The organism is Flavobacterium sp. SM2513, from assembly GCF_050908145.1.
Lineage (GTDB): Bacteria > Bacteroidota > Bacteroidia > Flavobacteriales > Flavobacteriaceae > Flavobacterium.
In genome coordinates this window covers 3,038,415-3,056,441 of sequence record NZ_CP194228.1, presented here as the reverse complement: position 1 = coordinate 3,056,441, position 18,027 = coordinate 3,038,415, and the positions used below count along the sequence as shown (strand labels likewise).

17 protein-coding genes are annotated in these 18,027 nt (G+C 34.7%); 7 read left to right on the top strand and 10 right to left on the bottom strand.

What is annotated here, in order from left to right; genetic code table 11:
- Positions 1-132: 132 nt before the first annotated feature.
- Positions 133-876, bottom strand: coding sequence for an arylesterase (locus tag ACQ5J2_RS13045; RefSeq protein WP_432670905.1), 744 nt, complete (start codon positions 874-876; stop codon positions 133-135).
- Between the two features lie 24 nt (positions 877-900).
- Here ACQ5J2_RS13045 and ACQ5J2_RS13040 point away from each other — a divergent pair, with 24 nt between their 5' ends.
- Positions 901-1,590 carry an ABC transporter ATP-binding protein gene (locus ACQ5J2_RS13040; RefSeq protein ID WP_432670904.1) on the top strand — a complete coding sequence of 230 codons (690 nt, stop codon included), beginning with the start codon at positions 901-903 and terminating at the stop codon, positions 1,588-1,590.
- Positions 1,591-1,634: 44 nt separating this feature from the next.
- Positions 1,635-4,127: an ABC transporter permease gene (locus ACQ5J2_RS13035; RefSeq protein ID WP_432673315.1), complete on the top strand. Its 2,493-nt coding sequence runs from the start codon at positions 1,635-1,637 to the stop codon at positions 4,125-4,127.
- Between the two features lie 291 nt (positions 4,128-4,418).
- Here the strand turns inward: ACQ5J2_RS13035 and ACQ5J2_RS13030 are convergent, their stop codons facing one another.
- The 6 genes from ACQ5J2_RS13030 to uvrA form a co-directional block, all read right to left on the bottom strand.
- Positions 4,419-4,973: a hypothetical protein gene (locus ACQ5J2_RS13030; protein ID WP_432670903.1), complete on the bottom strand. Its 555-nt coding sequence runs from the start codon at positions 4,971-4,973 to the stop codon at positions 4,419-4,421.
- A 247-nt stretch (positions 4,974-5,220) separates the two neighbouring features.
- Positions 5,221-5,904 (bottom strand): hypothetical protein, encoded by a 684-nt coding sequence (locus tag ACQ5J2_RS13025; RefSeq protein ID WP_432670902.1) that lies wholly within the window; start codon positions 5,902-5,904, stop codon positions 5,221-5,223.
- Between the two features lie 570 nt (positions 5,905-6,474).
- Positions 6,475-6,879 (bottom strand): type II toxin-antitoxin system VapC family toxin, encoded by a 405-nt coding sequence (locus ACQ5J2_RS13020; RefSeq protein ID WP_432670901.1) that lies wholly within the window; start codon positions 6,877-6,879, stop codon positions 6,475-6,477.
- Positions 6,879-7,118 carry a hypothetical protein gene (locus tag ACQ5J2_RS13015; protein WP_432670900.1) on the bottom strand — a complete coding sequence of 80 codons (240 nt, stop codon included), beginning with the start codon at positions 7,116-7,118 and terminating at the stop codon, positions 6,879-6,881. The genes ACQ5J2_RS13020 and ACQ5J2_RS13015 overlap by 1 nt, the downstream gene beginning before the upstream one ends.
- Before the next feature lie 167 nt (positions 7,119-7,285).
- Positions 7,286-8,203, bottom strand: coding sequence for a hypothetical protein (locus ACQ5J2_RS13010; RefSeq protein WP_432670899.1), 918 nt, complete (start codon positions 8,201-8,203; stop codon positions 7,286-7,288).
- A gap of 88 nt (positions 8,204-8,291) precedes the next feature.
- Entirely contained in the window at positions 8,292-11,093 is a 2,802-nt protein-coding gene (gene uvrA, locus ACQ5J2_RS13005) for an excinuclease ABC subunit UvrA (protein ID WP_432670898.1), read from the bottom strand.
- 272 nt (positions 11,094-11,365) lie between these two features.
- Between uvrA and ACQ5J2_RS13000 the strand changes: the two genes are divergently transcribed.
- Both ACQ5J2_RS13000 and ACQ5J2_RS12995 read left to right on the top strand, forming a co-directional pair.
- Positions 11,366-11,950 carry an RNA polymerase sigma factor gene (locus ACQ5J2_RS13000; RefSeq protein ID WP_432670897.1) on the top strand — a complete coding sequence of 195 codons (585 nt, stop codon included), beginning with the start codon at positions 11,366-11,368 and terminating at the stop codon, positions 11,948-11,950.
- A 45-nt stretch (positions 11,951-11,995) separates the two neighbouring features.
- Positions 11,996-12,139 (top strand): hypothetical protein, encoded by a 144-nt coding sequence (locus ACQ5J2_RS12995; RefSeq protein WP_432670896.1) that lies wholly within the window; start codon positions 11,996-11,998, stop codon positions 12,137-12,139.
- 20 nt (positions 12,140-12,159) lie between these two features.
- Here ACQ5J2_RS12995 and ACQ5J2_RS12990 read toward each other — a convergent pair whose 3' ends face one another.
- Positions 12,160-12,825 carry an endonuclease III domain-containing protein gene (locus tag ACQ5J2_RS12990; protein ID WP_432670895.1) on the bottom strand — a complete coding sequence of 222 codons (666 nt, stop codon included), beginning with the start codon at positions 12,823-12,825 and terminating at the stop codon, positions 12,160-12,162.
- A gap of 34 nt (positions 12,826-12,859) precedes the next feature.
- Here ACQ5J2_RS12990 and bcp point away from each other — a divergent pair, with 34 nt between their 5' ends.
- A complete protein-coding gene (gene bcp, locus ACQ5J2_RS12985) occupies positions 12,860-13,312 on the top strand; it encodes a thioredoxin-dependent thiol peroxidase (protein WP_432670894.1) in 453 nt (150 codons plus the stop codon).
- 58 nt (positions 13,313-13,370) lie between these two features.
- On the opposite strand, the gene ACQ5J2_RS12980 is transcribed toward bcp, so the two are convergent.
- Together ACQ5J2_RS12980 and fahA are read right to left on the bottom strand one after the other, a co-directional pair.
- Positions 13,371-14,549, bottom strand: coding sequence for a hypothetical protein (locus tag ACQ5J2_RS12980; protein ID WP_432670893.1), 1,179 nt, complete (start codon positions 14,547-14,549; stop codon positions 13,371-13,373).
- 118 nt (positions 14,550-14,667) lie between these two features.
- Positions 14,668-15,951 (bottom strand): fumarylacetoacetase, encoded by a 1,284-nt coding sequence (gene fahA, locus ACQ5J2_RS12975; RefSeq protein WP_432670892.1) that lies wholly within the window; start codon positions 15,949-15,951, stop codon positions 14,668-14,670.
- A 111-nt stretch (positions 15,952-16,062) separates the two neighbouring features.
- On the opposite strand from fahA, the gene glyA reads away from it, so the two are divergent.
- Together glyA and ACQ5J2_RS12965 are read left to right on the top strand one after the other, a co-directional pair.
- Positions 16,063-17,337 carry a serine hydroxymethyltransferase gene (gene glyA / locus ACQ5J2_RS12970; protein ID WP_432670891.1) on the top strand — a complete coding sequence of 425 codons (1,275 nt, stop codon included), beginning with the start codon at positions 16,063-16,065 and terminating at the stop codon, positions 17,335-17,337.
- Between the two features lie 84 nt (positions 17,338-17,421).
- On the top strand, positions 17,422-18,015 hold the full coding sequence (locus tag ACQ5J2_RS12965; RefSeq protein WP_432670890.1) for a tRNA-(ms[2]io[6]A)-hydroxylase: 594 nt from the start codon (positions 17,422-17,424) through the stop codon (positions 18,013-18,015).
- Positions 18,016-18,027: the final 12 nt, after the last annotated feature.

Sequence of the window (18,027 nt, the reverse complement as noted above, 5' to 3'; positions counted from 1 at the left end):
ACGTACTTCCATCCGCTTTAAGAATAGTAATATCCGTTAGGCAAAATGCTTAAAGTTAGAACTACTGAATTAACTCCGTGTTTAAATTTAACCTTTCAAAGAAATGTAATGTAACACATAAAACATTTTATATTATTTCAGTACAGGCTCTAAAACCTTCCAAACATTTGTCGCCAATATCTCGTGCCCTTCTTTTGTTGGATGAATACCGTCTGATTGGTTTAAAGACGCGATGCCACCAACATTTTCTAATAAAAAGGGAATTAAAGGCAAGCCATTTTCTTTGGCTAACGAGGGAAACAAGTTATTAAATTCTGTGGTATAGCTTTGACCCATATTAGGAGGAAGTTGCATACCTGCCAAAATAATCTTAGTGGACGGGTATTTTTCCTGGACGGCATCAATAATATCTTGCAAATTCTGTTTAGTTTGCTGCAAAGGAACACCTCTTAACCCATCGTTTGCCCCCAACTCCAAGATAAAAATACTTGGTTCTTCATTTAAAACCCAATTAATTCTATTTTTTCCACCAGAAGTTGTTTCGCCACTTACACCTGAATTTACAATGCTGTAATCCAAATGTAAAGCGTCAATCTTATCTTGTATAAGGCTTGGAAAAGCGTCGTCAACATCCTCTAAACCATAACCTGCCGTTAAACTGTCACCAAAAAAAATAATTTTTTTAGAACCGCTCGTTGGCATTTGTTCAGTTGGGCTTTCAGAAGTTGTAGTTTCTGAATTACGCACTTGTTGAGCCTTATCAGATTTACAAGCGACCAATAGTAACGAAAGAAAAAGGGGAGAAAACTTTATGAAAACCTTTAGATTTGTGATTGCAGTATTAAGGATCAATTGTCTATTTTTCGGAATTATCATGTTATATAAAAAATTTAATAAAGAATGTCAAATATATTAAAGATTAATGATTTAGAGAAAACTTATAACAGTGGTTCTAAAAAATTAACAGTAATTAGCAATATTTCATTTGAAGTAGAAAAGGGTTCTACCTTTTCTATTGTTGGTCCTTCTGGAAGCGGAAAAACCACTTTACTAGGCCTTTGTGCAGGTTTGGATTATCCGAGTTCGGGAACTATTGAACTGTGTGGTATAGCTTTACAATCGTTAAATGAAGATGAACGTGCTGCATTGCGAAACAAGGAAGTAGGCTTTATATTTCAAAATTTTCAATTGTTGCCCACATTAACGGCTTTGGAAAACGTGATTGTTCCTTTAGAATTGCAAGGCGAAAAACAGGCAGTTACATACGGCAAAGCCTTATTAGAAAAAGTAGGATTAAGCGATCGTTTACATCATTATCCTTCGCAATTATCTGGAGGAGAACAACAACGTGTGGCTTTAGCGAGAGCCTTTTCAAATAAACCTTCTATTTTATTTGCAGATGAACCTACGGGAAATCTAGATGAAGAAACCGGTGAAAAGGTCATTCAATTGCTTTTTGAATTGAATAAAGAAGCGGGTACTACTTTAGTAATTATCACACATGATTTAGATTTGGCAAATCGGACACAACAAATTCTACGACTAAAAGGTGGAAAAGTGATTTCAAACGAAAAAACAAGAACTATTTAATGAGCAATATCAATTCGAAATTGAATTTTCAATGGCTTTTAAAAATGGCTTGGCGCGATGGTAAAGCAAGCCTTTCCAGACTAATGCTGTTCATGGCATCCATCATTTTAGGTATCGCGGCGGTAGTTTCTATTCAATTGTTTAGTGATAATTTAAAACAAAACATTCAAAGCCAGTCAAAATCCTTAATGGGTGCTGATTTTGTTATTGACAGTAAGCAAGAACCTTCTGAAAAAGTACTAGCTATAGTAGATTCTTTAGGTGCCGATGCTTCTGAAGTTAACTTTGTTTCGATGGCGGCTTTTCCTAAAAATGGCGGAACAAAATTAGTCAAAGTAAGGGCTATGGAAGGGCAGTTTCCGTTTTACGGGACTATTACTACAGAACCCGCGGAAGCCGGGCAAAACTATCAACGTCTTGGTGGTGCTTTAGTAGATGCAACTTTGCTATTACAATATAAAATGAAGCCGGGCGATTCTATCAAAATTGGTGAATTAACGCTTCCTATTATTGGTGTACTGCAATCTATTCCTGGAACTACAGCGATTTCCACTTCTGTAGCACCTACAGTTTTAATTCCATACAGATTACTAGGTCAAACAGACTTATTACAATTGGGAAGTAGAAAAGAATATCAGTATTTTTTTAAAGCACCCAACGCAAATCTAACTACTTTAAGTGAAAAATTAAACCCCGTTCTTGAAGCAGAAAATGCGGATTTAGATACACACATCAGCACCAGCGAACGTTTAGGAAAACGGTATGATAATGTAGGTCGGTTTTTAAATTTAGTGGCTTTTATTGCACTTTTACTGGGTTGCATTGGTATTGCGAGTTCTGTACACATTTACATTAAAGAGAAACTACGAAATGTGGCTGTTTTAAAATGTTTAGGTGCGTCGCGGAGACAAACGTTTTTAATTTATTTACTGCAAATTATTAGTATTGGTCTTGTAGGTGGCTTGATTGGTTCGGCAATTGGTGCGGGTATACAATATGCGTTTCCTTATATTTTACAAGATTTTCTGCCTTTTAATGTGGAGGTTATTATATCTGGACAACCCGTACTTATGGGTGTGGCACTGGGTGTTTTGATGTCGGTTTTATTTGCATTATTGCCATTGCTAGGTACGTGGTATGTTTCGCCGTTAGAGGTTTTAAGAAATTCGGAAGACAACTTACAAAAACCGAAATTTGCACGCAATGCAGTATATGCAACCATCGTAGTTTTTATTTACCTGTTTTCCTTTTGGATGCTGAAAGACGCCCTTGATGGATTGATTTTTACAGGCGGAATATTCGTTACCATTGCCATTATGGCTGGTGTAGCTCACTTATTCATCCAATTGATAAAAAAGTATTTTCCAAGTTCTTGGGGTTATACTAAACGCCAAAGTTTGCTAAACTTATTTCGACCCAATAACCAGACCATGGTACTTGTTTTAGCAATTGGTTTAGGCACTTTTTTAATAAGTACATTATATTTTACAAAAGATATTTTACTGGCTAAAACCTCTTTAGAAAATAAAAAGAACGATGCCAATATTATTTTACTTGATGTACAAGCCGAACAAGAAACAGCACTATTACAAACTTTTAAAAATAAAGGATTAGACGTGATTGATAATGTCCCTATTGTCACCATGCGGATGCAGCGCATTCGTGGCAGATCAGTAAATGAAATGCGTCAAGACACTACGATTGACATGCGTAAATGGGTTTTGAATCACGAATTTAGAGTCACATATCGCGATGCTTTATCAAAAACCGAAGAATTAATAGAAGGTGAATGGACCGGAAAAGCAACCTCTGGAAAACCCGTCCCAATATCTATTTCAGATAATTTGGCCAAAGATGCCGATTTAAAACTGGGTGATAAAGTTGTTTTTAACATTCAAGGTGTTTTGATGGAAACTTTTGTAGGGAGCATTCGAAAAGTAGATTGGACAAGTTTGCAAATAAATTTTACGGTTTTATTTCCCACAGGTGTCCTAGAAAATGCCCCGCAGTTTAATGTGATCACTACGTATGTGCCCACTAAAGAAAGTTCTGCGGCTTTGCAACGGGATTTAGTAGAAAAATATCCCAACGTGACCATTTTAGATTTACGCCAAGTGTTTACCATTGTTGAAGATATTTTAGATAAAATTGCATGGATTATTAATTTCATGGCCTTCTTTAGTATACTAACAGGTTTGATAGTGCTGGTAGGTTCTGTTAGAAATAGCAAATACCAACGCATTAAAGAAAGTGTCCTATTGCGAACTTTGGGTGCCAAAAGCAAACAAATTTTACAAATTACGGCATTGGAGTACATCTATTTGGGAATTCTTGGGAGCTTAACAGGCGTCTTGTTATCCTTAATAGGCAGTCAGTTGTTAGCACTGTTTTTATTTAAAGAGCCGTTTATACCTTCTGCCATTCCCTTTCTAGTTTTTCTGCCGGGAATTACATTTTTAGTCGTTCTTATTGGTTTAAGCAATTTGAAATCGGTATTGAATAGTCCGCCATTAGAGGTATTGCGGAAAGAAGTGTAAAATTAGGATTGGCGAATAGTCCGTGCAATTTTGATAAAAATAATTTAAAACGTGATAAACAAAAAATGCCAAGACTCGTAAAAATCGTGGCATTTGCAAAACAGAACAAAACTTTTTAATACTTCTCTTTCTGGAAACCCCAGTCGCGCAATACCTGATAAAATAGTTATTAATATTAAGCGCGCCTAACCTTACTAAACGTTATGCACTACTGGAACTTGCACAATCGGGACATTCGCGCTAGTGGGGAACGGATAGTAAATTCGAGCTATATAAGTGCGATGAAATTTTTTATAATTTGAATTGTACAAAGAAACCTGGTTGAAAAATAGATGTTGCCGTATTTATATTGGTATGCAATTGCAACCCTAATGAGAAAACTCGAGTTAATTTAAAACGAAGTTTTGCTTGTAATGGTACTCCAATAACTTTTTTTACAGACTCTTCAGCATTTGGCTCATAATAATAGTCATATTCTGAAGCGCTTGAGTTATTATTGGAGGTATACTTGAAGAATGAAAGACCTGCAAAGTAGTCAAAATCAACTTTACTTTTTAGTTGTATTGTTCTCCCATATAAAATGCCATATTCTTCATAGCTATCATAAATAGAGGCTCCAAATGTATTAATTACAAATTCAGAACCTCCGTTAGCATATAATTTAAAAATGTTTTTACCATAATTCACCGCTACATCTGCATTTGCACCAAAACCCGCACTCGCTTGGCTGGCGTAAAAACCTATTGGAGAAACGGAAATACTATGTATTTGAAATTTATCGGTTTCTATTTCTTGAGCAAATCCGAAAGAGCTACTGAACAATAATGTAAAAAGAATTTTTTTCATTTTGGGGATGTTAGAATTAGCAATTGTGATTATTGGTAATTCAAATATAAATATATTTTGATTATCAATTACAACTTCCATTTTTTTAATGCTTAGTGTATTTATTTTTAGCGGTCTGTAGGAGAATTTCAAGTTGTAGAAGATGATTTTAAATTAATCCGAATTCGGGACACTTCGGATAGCGGGATAAACAAAAAATGCCAAGACTCGTAAAAATCGTGGCATTTGCAAAACAGAACAAAACTTTTTAATACTTCTCTTTCTGGAAACCCCAGTCGCGCAATTCTTGCTTGTAAGTATCTGGTTTGTTACTTTTAATACCATACACTATAGCAGTTAACGCTTTTTTTAATCTTTTCTTAATCACGTTTTTCTCACCCACTTTTACCGAAATATCCCCGTCCAAAGCGTTAGATTGACCTAAAAGCGTCTCATAATTGGTCATAATATCCGTCCAGAACGTCAATCCATATTTTCGGTCCTCTAAGTCATGCTTTTTCAAGCCCGAAACCATCAACTTTAAAGCTGCCAAACGTCTATTTTGGTCAAGAGGAAAGGCATACTTTTTATATTTATAAACAAACCCAAAGGCACCATAATAACTCGTAGCATCCTTTTTGTCATACTTGTCGTCAATATAACCCTTCACATAACTCATGTGGCCATCCATAATTTTATCAAGATTTCCTAAAGCGGTAGAAATAGGAGAAACATCTGTACTTTCATCCATCTTTAGGCCTAAAATTGCATTAAAACTTTTTGCATCAGCGTCAAACTCGGCTTGCTTGAGCCAAAGCATAGTGAGCCAAGGATTACCTTTCCATTTGGCACTAGCAAGAGTAACTACGTTGCCCAAATCAATTTCGGCGAGAGGAATTGTTTGGGTTCTTACCGGTTTGGCTTTTTCTTCGCCAGGGACGTTTTGTTCCATATAATTTGTTGTTTAAATTAATAATTGACCTAAAATTAGTAAAGTTTTTGATACAAATTACAAATGGTTTAAGAAATTTTTTACAGTATTTTGAAAATATAGTAAGCTAACAGTCAGTATTACTAGTAAACAGTGGGCTTTTCTGAAAATTAAAAAGTACATAAGCCTATTAAAAATTACAGATGCAATGTAATTAAATGGCATTCCTATAGGAATATTCACAGATGTGATGTAACTAAATGACATTCCTATAGAAATATTCACAGATGCGATGTAACTAAATGACATTACTATAGGAATATTCACAGATGCGATGTAATTAGATGGTATTCCTATAGGAATATTCATAGATGTAATGTAATATGATGACATTCGTATTGGAATGTATGCGTATTTAATTTATTATGATGCATTTCATATAAAAAACAATACATTTCTTATATAATTTTATGGTATTCGTATAGGAATAAGGGTAGATGTATTGTGATTTGAGGGTTCTACAGTTGTAAGGAGGTGATTTAGAATGATGGGAGGGTTGGGATAGTGGATAGCGGATTTAAAATAACTATATTACTTTCTAACCACCCAATTCTCCATTTTAATACCTTTCAATCTATCGAAATCCTTGGTGTTTTCTGTAACTAAAATTAATTTGTTTTCGATTGCAGTTGCACCAATCAATAAATCGAATTCATCGTTTTGCGGAGTACCAAGCTTATTGAGTCGTACTTTTTCTTCCGCATATTTATTTATGGAACCGTAGATGGGAATTATTACGATACCTTTCAAAAATACATCTACAGCCTTATGAGATTTTGATTTGTCAACACTATTTTCTGCACCAAATCGTAGTTCTAAAACAGTTATTTCTGAAATATAGCAGTTCTCCAAACCTTTTGATTTGAGCATTATATCCATCTCAAACTTTCCACGAAGAAAATGGATACAAATATTAGTATCAAGTAAGTATTTCATTAAAATTTTATTTCTTTCGTTCTAAATTTTCTACTTGATTTGAGAGCTGTATTTATTTCATCAGAAGTTTTTTCTGTGGAAAAAGCACCAAAAGAAGCATAGAAGTCATCTTCCTTATTTTTGCTTTCTGCTTTTAATGATTTTTTCAGTTTTTCGATAAGCTCAAGCTTACTTATTGCATTTAAACTTTCGAATAACCCAAAATAATTCTCTACGATGTTCTTGTCTGTAAAAGTCATTTTCGTGTGATTTAAATCAAAAATACAAAATATTTTGTTTGTTCAGAAATACGAGATGCAAAAGGGTTAGAAAGTTAGAAGTGGTAGAACTTGATGGTTCTACAGTTGGGAGATGATGGTTTAAAATTAATCCGAAGTCGGGAGACTTCGGATAGGGGTAAATTATTTTACATTCCGTAATATTTTTTTATTGCTTCAGCTAATAATGTGCCTGCCGCTCCAATTCCAACATTCCAACTTCCATCAAGAGTTTTACCAATCATTTTTCCAATCCATGTATTTACTTTAACTCCAAATTTTTCATTTTTAAAATCTGGATTTTCTGAATCTATTATTTCGACAATTTCGGAAGTATCTTCCTCATTTAAACCAATATCTCTTAAATGCTTAACTAAATCTTCTTTATTAGCTTTATTGATATTTGCAGAATTAGTAATTTTTACATTTTTTCCTGAATTGAAAATATTTCCATCACCATTAATAATTGTGTTATTTACAATTGATGATATTTCTTCTTTTTTCATTTTCAAATCTTTTATTTCTGTTAAATCTCCATATTTGCCATCAAGTTCAAGCATAAAATCTAATAATTTGTTTCTAACATTTGTAATTATTTCAATTACAGAACTTTTAGAAATAGATTTGTAAACTGATATAATTTGAAGATAAGGATTTCCCATACTTTGCCAATTATTTTCAATTATTGAAGCTAATTCTGCTCTAATTGCACCACTTAAAGTTGATGACTTTTCTTTACTGACTAAACTTTCAAGAGAAGAAATACTTTCTGAGAAATCAGTAGTCCTTAATTTTTTTTCAAAATTTATATCAAGACCATCAGTTGGGATTTGAGTGTTGGTGTATTTCATATGTCCATTTATAAAACTCCCTTTAAGTTCATTCTGGATTTCCCTGCGATAGTCAGGTAGATTGTCACTATTATATCCCGACAATTCATTACTTACCCAATTTAATAATTCTTGATTTTGAATTCTACTTGCTAAAACCTTAGTTTTTAGTAAAGCTGAATTCAAAGATTTATCTTCATCTATTAAATCATTAATAATTTGACTTATCAATTCCATTTATTTTGTTTTATAGTTTTTATGAGCAGTAATTGTGGCACAACTAGTAAATATCCACAAGTTTACAACTTTATTTAATACAAATCCCCTACAACTTCTCCTTCAAATACTTCCCAGTCACACTTTTCTTATTTTTCATAACTTCTTCAGGCGTTCCTTCGGCAAGAATATAACCGCCGTTTTCGCCGCCTTCGGGACCTAAATCTATAATCCAGTCGGCACATTTTATCAAATCCAGGTTGTGTTCAATCACAATCACCGAGTGTCCTTTTTCAATTAACGCATTAAAGGAAGCCAACAATTTCTTGATGTCGTGAAAGTGCAATCCTGTGGTAGGTTCGTCAAAAACAAACAAAGCTTTCTGTTTTGTGGTTCCTTTTACAAGAAAAGTAGCCAACTTAATTCGCTGTGCTTCACCACCAGAAAGGGTAGAGGAGGACTGCCCCAATTGTACATAACCCAAACCTACATCCTGAAGTGGTTGTAGTTTCTGCATGATTTTGGCTTCGTTGTGTTCTGTAAAAAAAGCAACCGCATCATCAACCGTCATGGTCAAAATATCGTCAATATTCTTCCCGTTGAATTGTACCTCTAGCACGTCTTTCTTAAAGCGTTTTCCGTTACACACTTCGCAAGGCAGCGAAACATCGGCCATAAAAACCATTTCTACATTGATGCTTCCTTCGCCTTTGCAGGTTTCGCAACGACCACCATCTACGTTAAACGAAAAATGTTTGGCTTGATACCCTCTAATTTTCGACAACTTTTGTTTGGCAAACAACTCCCGAATATCGTCATACGCCTTGATATACGTCACCGGATTAGAACGCGAACTTCTACCTATTGGGTTTTGGTCGATGTATTCAATGTGGTGAATTTGGTGGTAATAGCCTCTCAATTCACTAAACTGTCCTGCCTTTTCACCCATACCGTCCAACTGCTTTTGCATCGCAGGAAAGAGGATTTTCTTCACCAACGTACTTTTTCCACTTCCTGAAACACCCGTAATAACGGTGAGCATTTCCAGTGGAAACTTGACATCTACATTCTTCAAATTGTTTTCGCGAGCACCTAAAATTTCAATATAACTTTTAGAAGTGCGGCGTTTTTTGGGTACTTCAATTTCCAGTTTGCCGTTCAAATACTGTGAAGTTAAGGAATCGGATTTCAGAATTTCGTCGTAAGTTCCTTGAGCTACCAATTCGCCTCCAAAAGTTCCTGCTTCCGGACCGATATCAATAATCATATCAGCAGCTTTCATAATATCTTCATCGTGTTCCACCACAATTACGGTGTTTCCTAAAGCTTTTAAATCTTCCAAAACGTGAATCAAACGCTCGGTATCTTTGGGGTGCAAACCAATACTGGGTTCGTCCAAAATGTACATCGAACCCACCAAACTGCTTCCTAAAGAAGTAGCCAAGTTAATTCGTTGCGACTCACCACCGGAAAGGGACGCCGAATTTCTATTTAAAGTCAAGTAGTCCAATCCTACATTCACCAAGAAACTCAAACGATTGTTGATTTCTACCAAAAGACGTTTGGCTACTTGCTGGTCAAATTCTGATAACTCCAATGTTGGAAAAAAGGCATTCAAATGCTTGATAGGCATATCTACCAAATCCGAAATGGTTTTCCCTGCAATTTTCACATACGAAGCTTCCGGACGCAAGCGTTTGCCTTTGCAGGCATAACATTTGGTTTTACCTCGGTACCGTGAAAGCATCACGCGGTTTTGTATTTTATAGTTTTTTTCTTCCAGTTCTTTAAAGAAATCATGCAAACCTGTAAAGTGTTTGTTTCCCGTCCAAAGCAAGTCTTTATGCTCGTCAGAAAGTTCGAAATAAGGTTTGTGAATAGGGAAATCAAACAAGTAGGCACTGTTCACCAATTGGTCCTTGTACCAACTCATACTTTCGCCACGCCAAGCAAACACGGCATTTTCATAAATAGAAAGTGTGGTATTTGGAATAACTAATTCGGCATCAATCCCAATAATATTTCCGAAACCGCCACAAACAGGGCACGCTCCATAGGGATTATTGAAACTGAACAAATGCACATTAGGCTCTAAGAAATCAATACCATCCAATTCAAACTTATTGCTGTACGAAAAGCGCTTCGTAGCATCTGCTTCTTGTAAATAGGAAGTCCCTTTCCCTTCAAAGAAAGCAGTTTGGATGGCATCAGAAAGGCGGTTGTAGAATTCCTCCTCCTCTTTAACTACAATTCTATCGATGATTAAAAGCACTTCTGATTTCTTTACTGCATTGATTTTTGTCATTGCTTCCGTAAAATCGTCTAAACGAATGGTTTCGTTATTGACTAAAATTCGGGAGAATCCTTGCTGCAATAAAACGCCCAATTTTTCTTCTAAAGTTCTGTCTTTTTCTACATGAATCGGCGAAAGCAAAAGCCATCGACTACCAATTGTAAATGTTTTCACTTGATTGACCCCATCGGTAACCGTATCTTTTTTAACCTCAAGGCCAGAAATAGGAGAGAAGGTCTTTCCAATTCGGGCATACAGCAGTTTTAGATAATCATAGATTTCTGTTGAAGTTCCCACTGTAGAACGGGCATTGGTCGTATTTACTTTTTGCTCAATGGCAATTGCTGGAGCGATACCTTTAATGTATTCCACTTTAGGCTTGTCTAACCGACCGAGAAATTGTCGGGCATAAGAAGATAAGCTTTCCACATAACGCCGTTGCCCTTCGGCATACAAAGTGTCAAACGCCAAACTGGATTTCCCAGAACCTGACAATCCTGTAATGACTACTAGATTATTTCGTGGTATGGCGACGTCCAAGTTTTTTAAGTTGTGAACTTGAGCGCCTTTTATAATGATATTTTTTCGAGGGTCTAATTTAGAAATGTCTTTATTCATAGTATAAACGTGCAATTTCCACAAAGATAATCAATTCGAATTTTATTTTAATACAAGACGATAATCGATGTTTTAATTGACTTTCCTGTTTTAAAACACTGTTAAATGAATCTTTTATTGTAGGAAAAGTGTTAAATTTTCATTTGATGTTTGGATTTTAAGATTTTATTATGTTATATTTGGACTTACAAAACTCTTAAACAAACGTTAGCCTATACATAAAATTACTTTTTAGCACTTACAAAGCGACCACCAACTCTAAAAAGATAATTATGACTAATGTACAAATCCCCGATGCTTTATTGGTAAAGAATTACATAGCTGGAGATGAAAAATCTTTAGGTACATTAATTGCCAGACATCAATCAAGAATTTACAATTTTATTTTCTCTAAAATCAATGACAGAGATGTCTGTGATGATGTTTTTCAGGATACATTTATTAAGGTGATTAAAACCTTGAAATCAAATTCCTATAATGAAGAAGGGAAGTTTCTACCTTGGGTGATGCGAATTGCACACAATTTAGTTATTGACCACTTTAGAAAAAATAAAAAAATGCCGATGCTTCGTGAAACCGAAGAGTTTTCTATATTTTCAATTTTAGGTGATGATACACCAAATATTGAAAAGCAAATGATTACACTTCAAATAGAGGAGGATTTGCGCAAATTAGTTCAAGAATTGCCTGAAGATCAGAAGCAAGTTTTGATTATGCGAATGTATCAAGATTTAAGTTTTAAAGAAATTTCTGAGCAAACAGGAGTGAGTATCAACACGGCTTTGGGTAGAATGCGGTATGCTTTACTGAATCTTCGAAAAGTTATTGAAAAAAACAAAATAATGTTGGCAAACTGACAATATAACTTTCGCTTTATCGTTATATCTTAAAATATAACGAATATGGCAAAAATTTACTCTAAAAAATCAGTGGCTACCTCTAACATGAAACCAAAGAAAGAAACAATTTCTTTTTTATTGAATTACTCTAAAGCATTAAGTTACTTGAAAGTAAATGGTCTTAAAATAGAGATTATTGCAAATTGATTTGAACTCCCATTAGAAAATTATTTTTTAATGGGAGTTTTTTTATCGTATTCCTCTAAAACAGATTTTCTTCCAATAGTCTGTGTAATGATGTCATTTTGTAAATTCCAACCTCTCGCTTGACAATATTCACGACCGTACCAAATCATTTGTAGGTGCAAATCATTCCATGTCTCTTCAGGAAACAAACGTTTCGCATCTTTCTCCGTTTGCACTACATTTTTTCCATTAGATAAATTCCAACGGTACATCAATCTATGAATATGAGTATCCACAGGAAAAGCAGGAACGCCAAAAGCTTGAGACATCACTACACTCGCTGTTTTATGACCAACAGCAGGAAAGGATTCTAATGCTTCAAAACTTTGTGGTACAATTCCGTCATATTGCTCAATAATCATTTTTGAAAGGCCGTAAATTCCCTTTGATTTCATTGGCGACAAGCCGCAAGGTCTTATTATGTCTCGAATTTCTTCAACGGTCATTTTCACCATGTCGTACGGATTATCTGCTTTAGCGAAAAGAATAGGAGTTATTTGATTCACGCGAACATCGGTACATTGAGCGGAAAGCAAAACGGCAATTAGTAAAGTATAAGGGTCTTTGTGTTCTAAAGGAATTGGGATTGTAGGGTAAAATTCTTTTAACGTATTTATAACAAATTTCGCACGAGCTTCTTTGTTCATTTTTTCTATTTTTAGTCAAACAAATATACAAGATATGACACAATTAACAAAAGGCGATAAAGCACCTGATTTTTCAGGTTTTGACCAAGACAATAAAATGCACCAACTCTCTGATTATGCAGGAAAGAAGTTGGTTGTTTTCTTTTATCCAAAAGCAAGTACGCCAGGTTGTACGGCCGAAGCTTGTGATTTGAGAGATAATTTTGCCAGATTTGAAGCCAATAATTATGCGCTTTTAGGCGTAAGTGCCGATGCTCAAGCAAAACAAGCCAAGTTTAAAGACAAATATAACTTTCCTTTTCCGCTTTTGGCTGACGAAGATAAATCAGTAATTGAAGCTTTTGGCGTTTGGGGACCAAAGAAATTCATGGGAAGAACTTATGATGGAATTCACCGAACTACTTTTATTATTGACGAAAATGGTATTATCGATGAAGTGATTTCGGATGTAAAAACAAAAGTGCATGCTTCACAGATTTTGAAGTAATATTATTTTATTTAAAAAAAAACACCCAAATCTAAATGTGATTTGGGTGTTTTTGCTTTTATTTTCTAAACTTATTCTTTTTTATAATTGCTTTCAACTGATTTTTTAAATCTTCGCTGGTATCAAAAACCATCTGTTGATTATTTGGAAAAGGAACCGGACCGTTTCTGAAATTTGGCCAGTATTTTGAATCAACGGCTCTTTTATCACCTTTCATTTTAGCATATATGTTTTCAAAAATAAATTCGCTACTTAATGGAAAGCTTTCTAAAAGTTGATTGCTATTCAAATTAATATAATCAATTTTGGCTACCACTTGCACAGTTTTAAACTGACGAACTTCATTAATTAAAGCTTTTACCACTTTAATATTATCTACCATTATATCTTTTCCTAAACTGTCTTTCATTACCCGACCTCTAGAGTCAAGTTGCTTTTTCTTACCATCAATAATCTCTTTTTCAACAAGAAATTCACGTTCTTTCACTTGTTCAGGTGAAATGTTTATTTGCTTAAAAGCAATGCTTAAAGCGTAATCATACGTTATATTTTTTTGTTTACCCCCGTGGTATTCCGTCCATTTATCATCTAAACCGTAGGTGCTGAAATCTAATAACGCATTGTTCAAATTAACAGGAATTACCATTTTTGTATCGTTTTTGGTGTAAACTTGGACAAAATCAGTTCCTTTAAATTGGGCTTCGTTTATCAAAGAATTTACATCTTTATAACTTGCAGAAATTTCATTTAAATACACTAAATCATTATAAGCCCGACGTGCATTCATTTTGTCTTTGGTATATAAAAGTGCTTTTGAATTATCGTAAAGGTATTTTGCCAACGCTTTTTGGCTACTGATAATTTGTTCAGAATAATCTTCAAAGTTAAAAGCAACTTCTTTTCCATTAACTTTTAAAGGTAAAATAGGTCTTATTTTTTCTTGGCGAGCGTTTAAATTCTTATAAATATTGAAGAGTTGCTCTAACTTCTGAGGATTTGCATCTTTGACTAAAATTGAAATGGTGTTATTATCGCGTTCTTTTGCTTTTGCGAAAGCTTCTTCTAAAAGTGCAATGTATTCCTTACTTTTTTTATTCGTTTTATTTTTGGCTAATTTATGAGTTGCTTTTTCAATTGCAGCATCATAATCGCCTTCACTAATCAGTTCTTTTGTGTTTTTTATACCACATGCCGAAGCAATGATTAGTAATAATAGGTAGAAAGTAGTTTTTTTCATGGTTGTAGGTTTTAGGCAAATATAATCTGTTTTATTTTGCAATTTCAAAATTAATGCCACAAAAAAAAGTTCAATTATTTTTCAATAATTGAACTTTAGAATATTTTGAGTTAAAAAATTATTTTCTAGTAAAAGGAGGTAATAGTTTACTTGAAACTTCTCCAAAACCAATGCGAACTTCGTTGTTCTTACAGAAACCTTTCATAACAACAGTATCATTGTCATTGATGAATTTTCGTTCAGTTCCATCGCTCATTTTTATTGGATTTTTACCACCCCAAGTTAATTCTAACATAGAACCAAAGCTCGTTGGAGTTGGTCCAGAAATAGTTCCAGAACCCATCATATCTCCTGAGTTTACACGACATCCATTAGAAGTATGGTGTGCCAATTGTTGACTCATTGTCCAATACATATATTTGAAATTTGACTGACTAACCAATGTAGTTTCCGCATTTTGAGGAGTGATATACGCTTCTAAATGAATATCAAAAGAGTGCTTTCCTTTTTGCTGTAAATAAGGTAAAGGAGTTGGGTCTTGAGTTGGTCCTTTTGTTCTAAAAGGCTCCAAAGCGTCCATAGTTACAATCCAAGGAGAAATCGAAGAAGCAAAGTTTTTCGCTAAAAAGGGTCCTAGTGGAACGTATTCCCACTTTTGAATGTCTCTTGCACTCCAATCGTTCAACAAAACCATTCCAAAAATATATTCCTCTGCTTCATGAACCGGTATGTTTTCGCCCATAACATTTGCATCGGTCGTGATAAAAGCAGTTTCTAATTCAAAATCTACCAAACGAGATGAACCAAATACAGGAGAATCTTCTCCATTTGGCAACGTTTGTCCCATTGGTCTGTGAACCGGAATTCCCGAAGGAACAATAGTTGAACTTCTTCCATGGTATCCAACAGGAATGTGTAACCAGTTTGGAAGTAAAGCATTATTTGGGTCACGGAACATTGTGCCTACATTAGTAGCATGTTCTTTACTTGAATAGAAATCGGTGTAATCGCCAATTAAAACAGGCAATTGCATTTCAACTTCATCCATTGTAAAAATGATAATGTCTCGTTGTTTTGCGTTGTCTCTTAATTTTGGATTTTCAACGTCAAAAATTTCGGCAATACGATTTCGCACCAATCGCCATGTTTTTTTTCCGTCAGAAATAAAATCGTTTAACGTGTCTTGCATGAACATGTCATCCGTCAATTCGATTCCTTCAAAATAATTAAGTTGTTGTAAAGCACCTAAGTCTATAGCGTGGTTTCCAATACGAGTTCCAATTGTAATTACATCGTCTTTAGTTAAAAAAACACCAAATGGAATGTTTTGTATTGGAAAATCAGAATTTTGAGGTACTTCTAGCCATGATTTTCTATGAGGGTCGTTTGCTGATATTGGCATTTTGTATATTAGTTTTGTTGTTTTAAATTGAGTTATCAAATATATTATTATAAGTGGATTTAACAAACGATTTTTGTATTTTTGACGTGTTTTTAACTAAATAGTATCTACATGCAACAAGACCAAGAAATTTTTGACCTTATATTAGAGGAACAAGACAGACAAATACATGGATTAGAATTAATTGCTTCAGAGAATTTTGTAAGCGACCAAGTTATGGAAGCGGCAGGTTCTTGCCTAACTAACAAATATGCAGAAGGCTATCCGGGAAAACGCTATTATGGAGGATGTGAAGTCGTAGATGTGGTAGAGCAAATTGCCATTGACAGAGCAAAAGCACTTTTTGGTGCAGAATATGCAAACGTGCAACCGCATTCAGGTTCGCAAGCCAATACTGCTGTTTTTTCTGCAATTTTGAAACCAGGAGATAAAATTTTAGGTTTCGATTTATCACACGGAGGACATTTAACGCACGGTTCGCCAGTAAATTTTTCTGGAAAATTATACAGTCCTTCTTTTTACGGCGTAGAACGTGAGACAGGTCAATTTGACTATGATAAAATTCAAGAAATTGCTACGAAAGAACAACCAAAATTAATTATCGCTGGAGCTTCGGCTTACTGTCGTGATATGGATTTTGAACGTTTTCGCAAAATTGCCGATAGTGTTGGCGCTTTATTATTAGCCGACATTTCGCATCCTGCAGGTTTGATTGCCAAAGGTTTGATGAACGACCCTGTTCCTCACTGCCATATCATTACAACTACTACACATAAAACCTTAAGAGGTCCAAGAGGTGGAATGATATTGATGGGTAAAGATTTTGAAAACCCAATGGGTTTAAAAACACCTAAAGGTGAGATAAGAATGATGTCTTCTGTTTTAGATTTATCTGTTTTTCCAGGTAATCAAGGTGGACCATTAATGCACACGATTGCTGCAAAAGCAGTTGCTTTTGGAGAAGCGTTGACCGATGAGTTTTTTAGATATTCGCTTCAAACACAGAAAAATGCTAAAGCAATGGCTGCTGCATTTGTAAAAAGAGGATACGATTTAGTTTCTGGAGGTACAGATAACCACATGATGTTGATTGACTTAAGAAACAAAAACATTACGGGTAAAGAAGCAGAAAATGCTTTAGTAAAAGCAGAGATTACCGTGAATAAAAATATGGTACCGTTTGACGACAAATCACCATTCACAACTTCTGGAATTCGAATTGGAACTCCAGCAATTACCACTAGAGGTTTAATTGAAGCAGATATGGATAAAATCGTTGAACTTATCGACCGCGTTTTGACGGACCACACTAACGAAGCTGTTTTAGAAGAAGTAGCGGATGAAGTGAATGAAATGATGAGCGAACGTGCAATGTTTGTTTTCTAGATTTCAAAACTAATTTATTTTTTAGGTTTAAGAATTGAAGAAATTTAATTCTTAAACCTTTAATCTTTTTTAAAAAATATTCAAATGTCAGTTTTAAGATTACAATTGCCAACCGACCCGAGATGGGTTAATATTGTAGAAGGAAATATCGAAGAAATCCTTACAGACCATGCTTGGTGCGAACAAAAAGCAGCTACAAATGCCATTACGATTGTTACTATTAACTCAGAATATCCCGATTTAGTGACGGATATGTTGGCTTTGGCCAAAGAAGAAATTGAACACTTCGAAATGGTGCATGAAATCATCAAAAGGCGGGGTTTGGTTTTAGGTCGTGAACGAAAAGACGAATATGTTGGTGAGTTGGCAAAGTACATGAAAAAAAGCAATACAGGAAGTCGTGTTTCTGGCTTTGTAGAACGGATGTTGTTTTCAGCTATGATTGAAGCAAGAAGTTGCGAACGATTTAAAGTGCTTTCTGAAAACATTCAAGATGAAGAATTATCTAAATTCTATTGGGATTTGATGGAAAGTGAAGCAGCACATTATACTACTTTTATCACTTACGCTCGAAAATACGGACAAGGAATTGACGTAGAAAAGCGTTGGAGGGAATGGTTGGAATTTGAAGCTTCCATCATCGCGAGTTATGGAAAAGGTTCAACAGTTCATGGATAATTTTAAATTAAA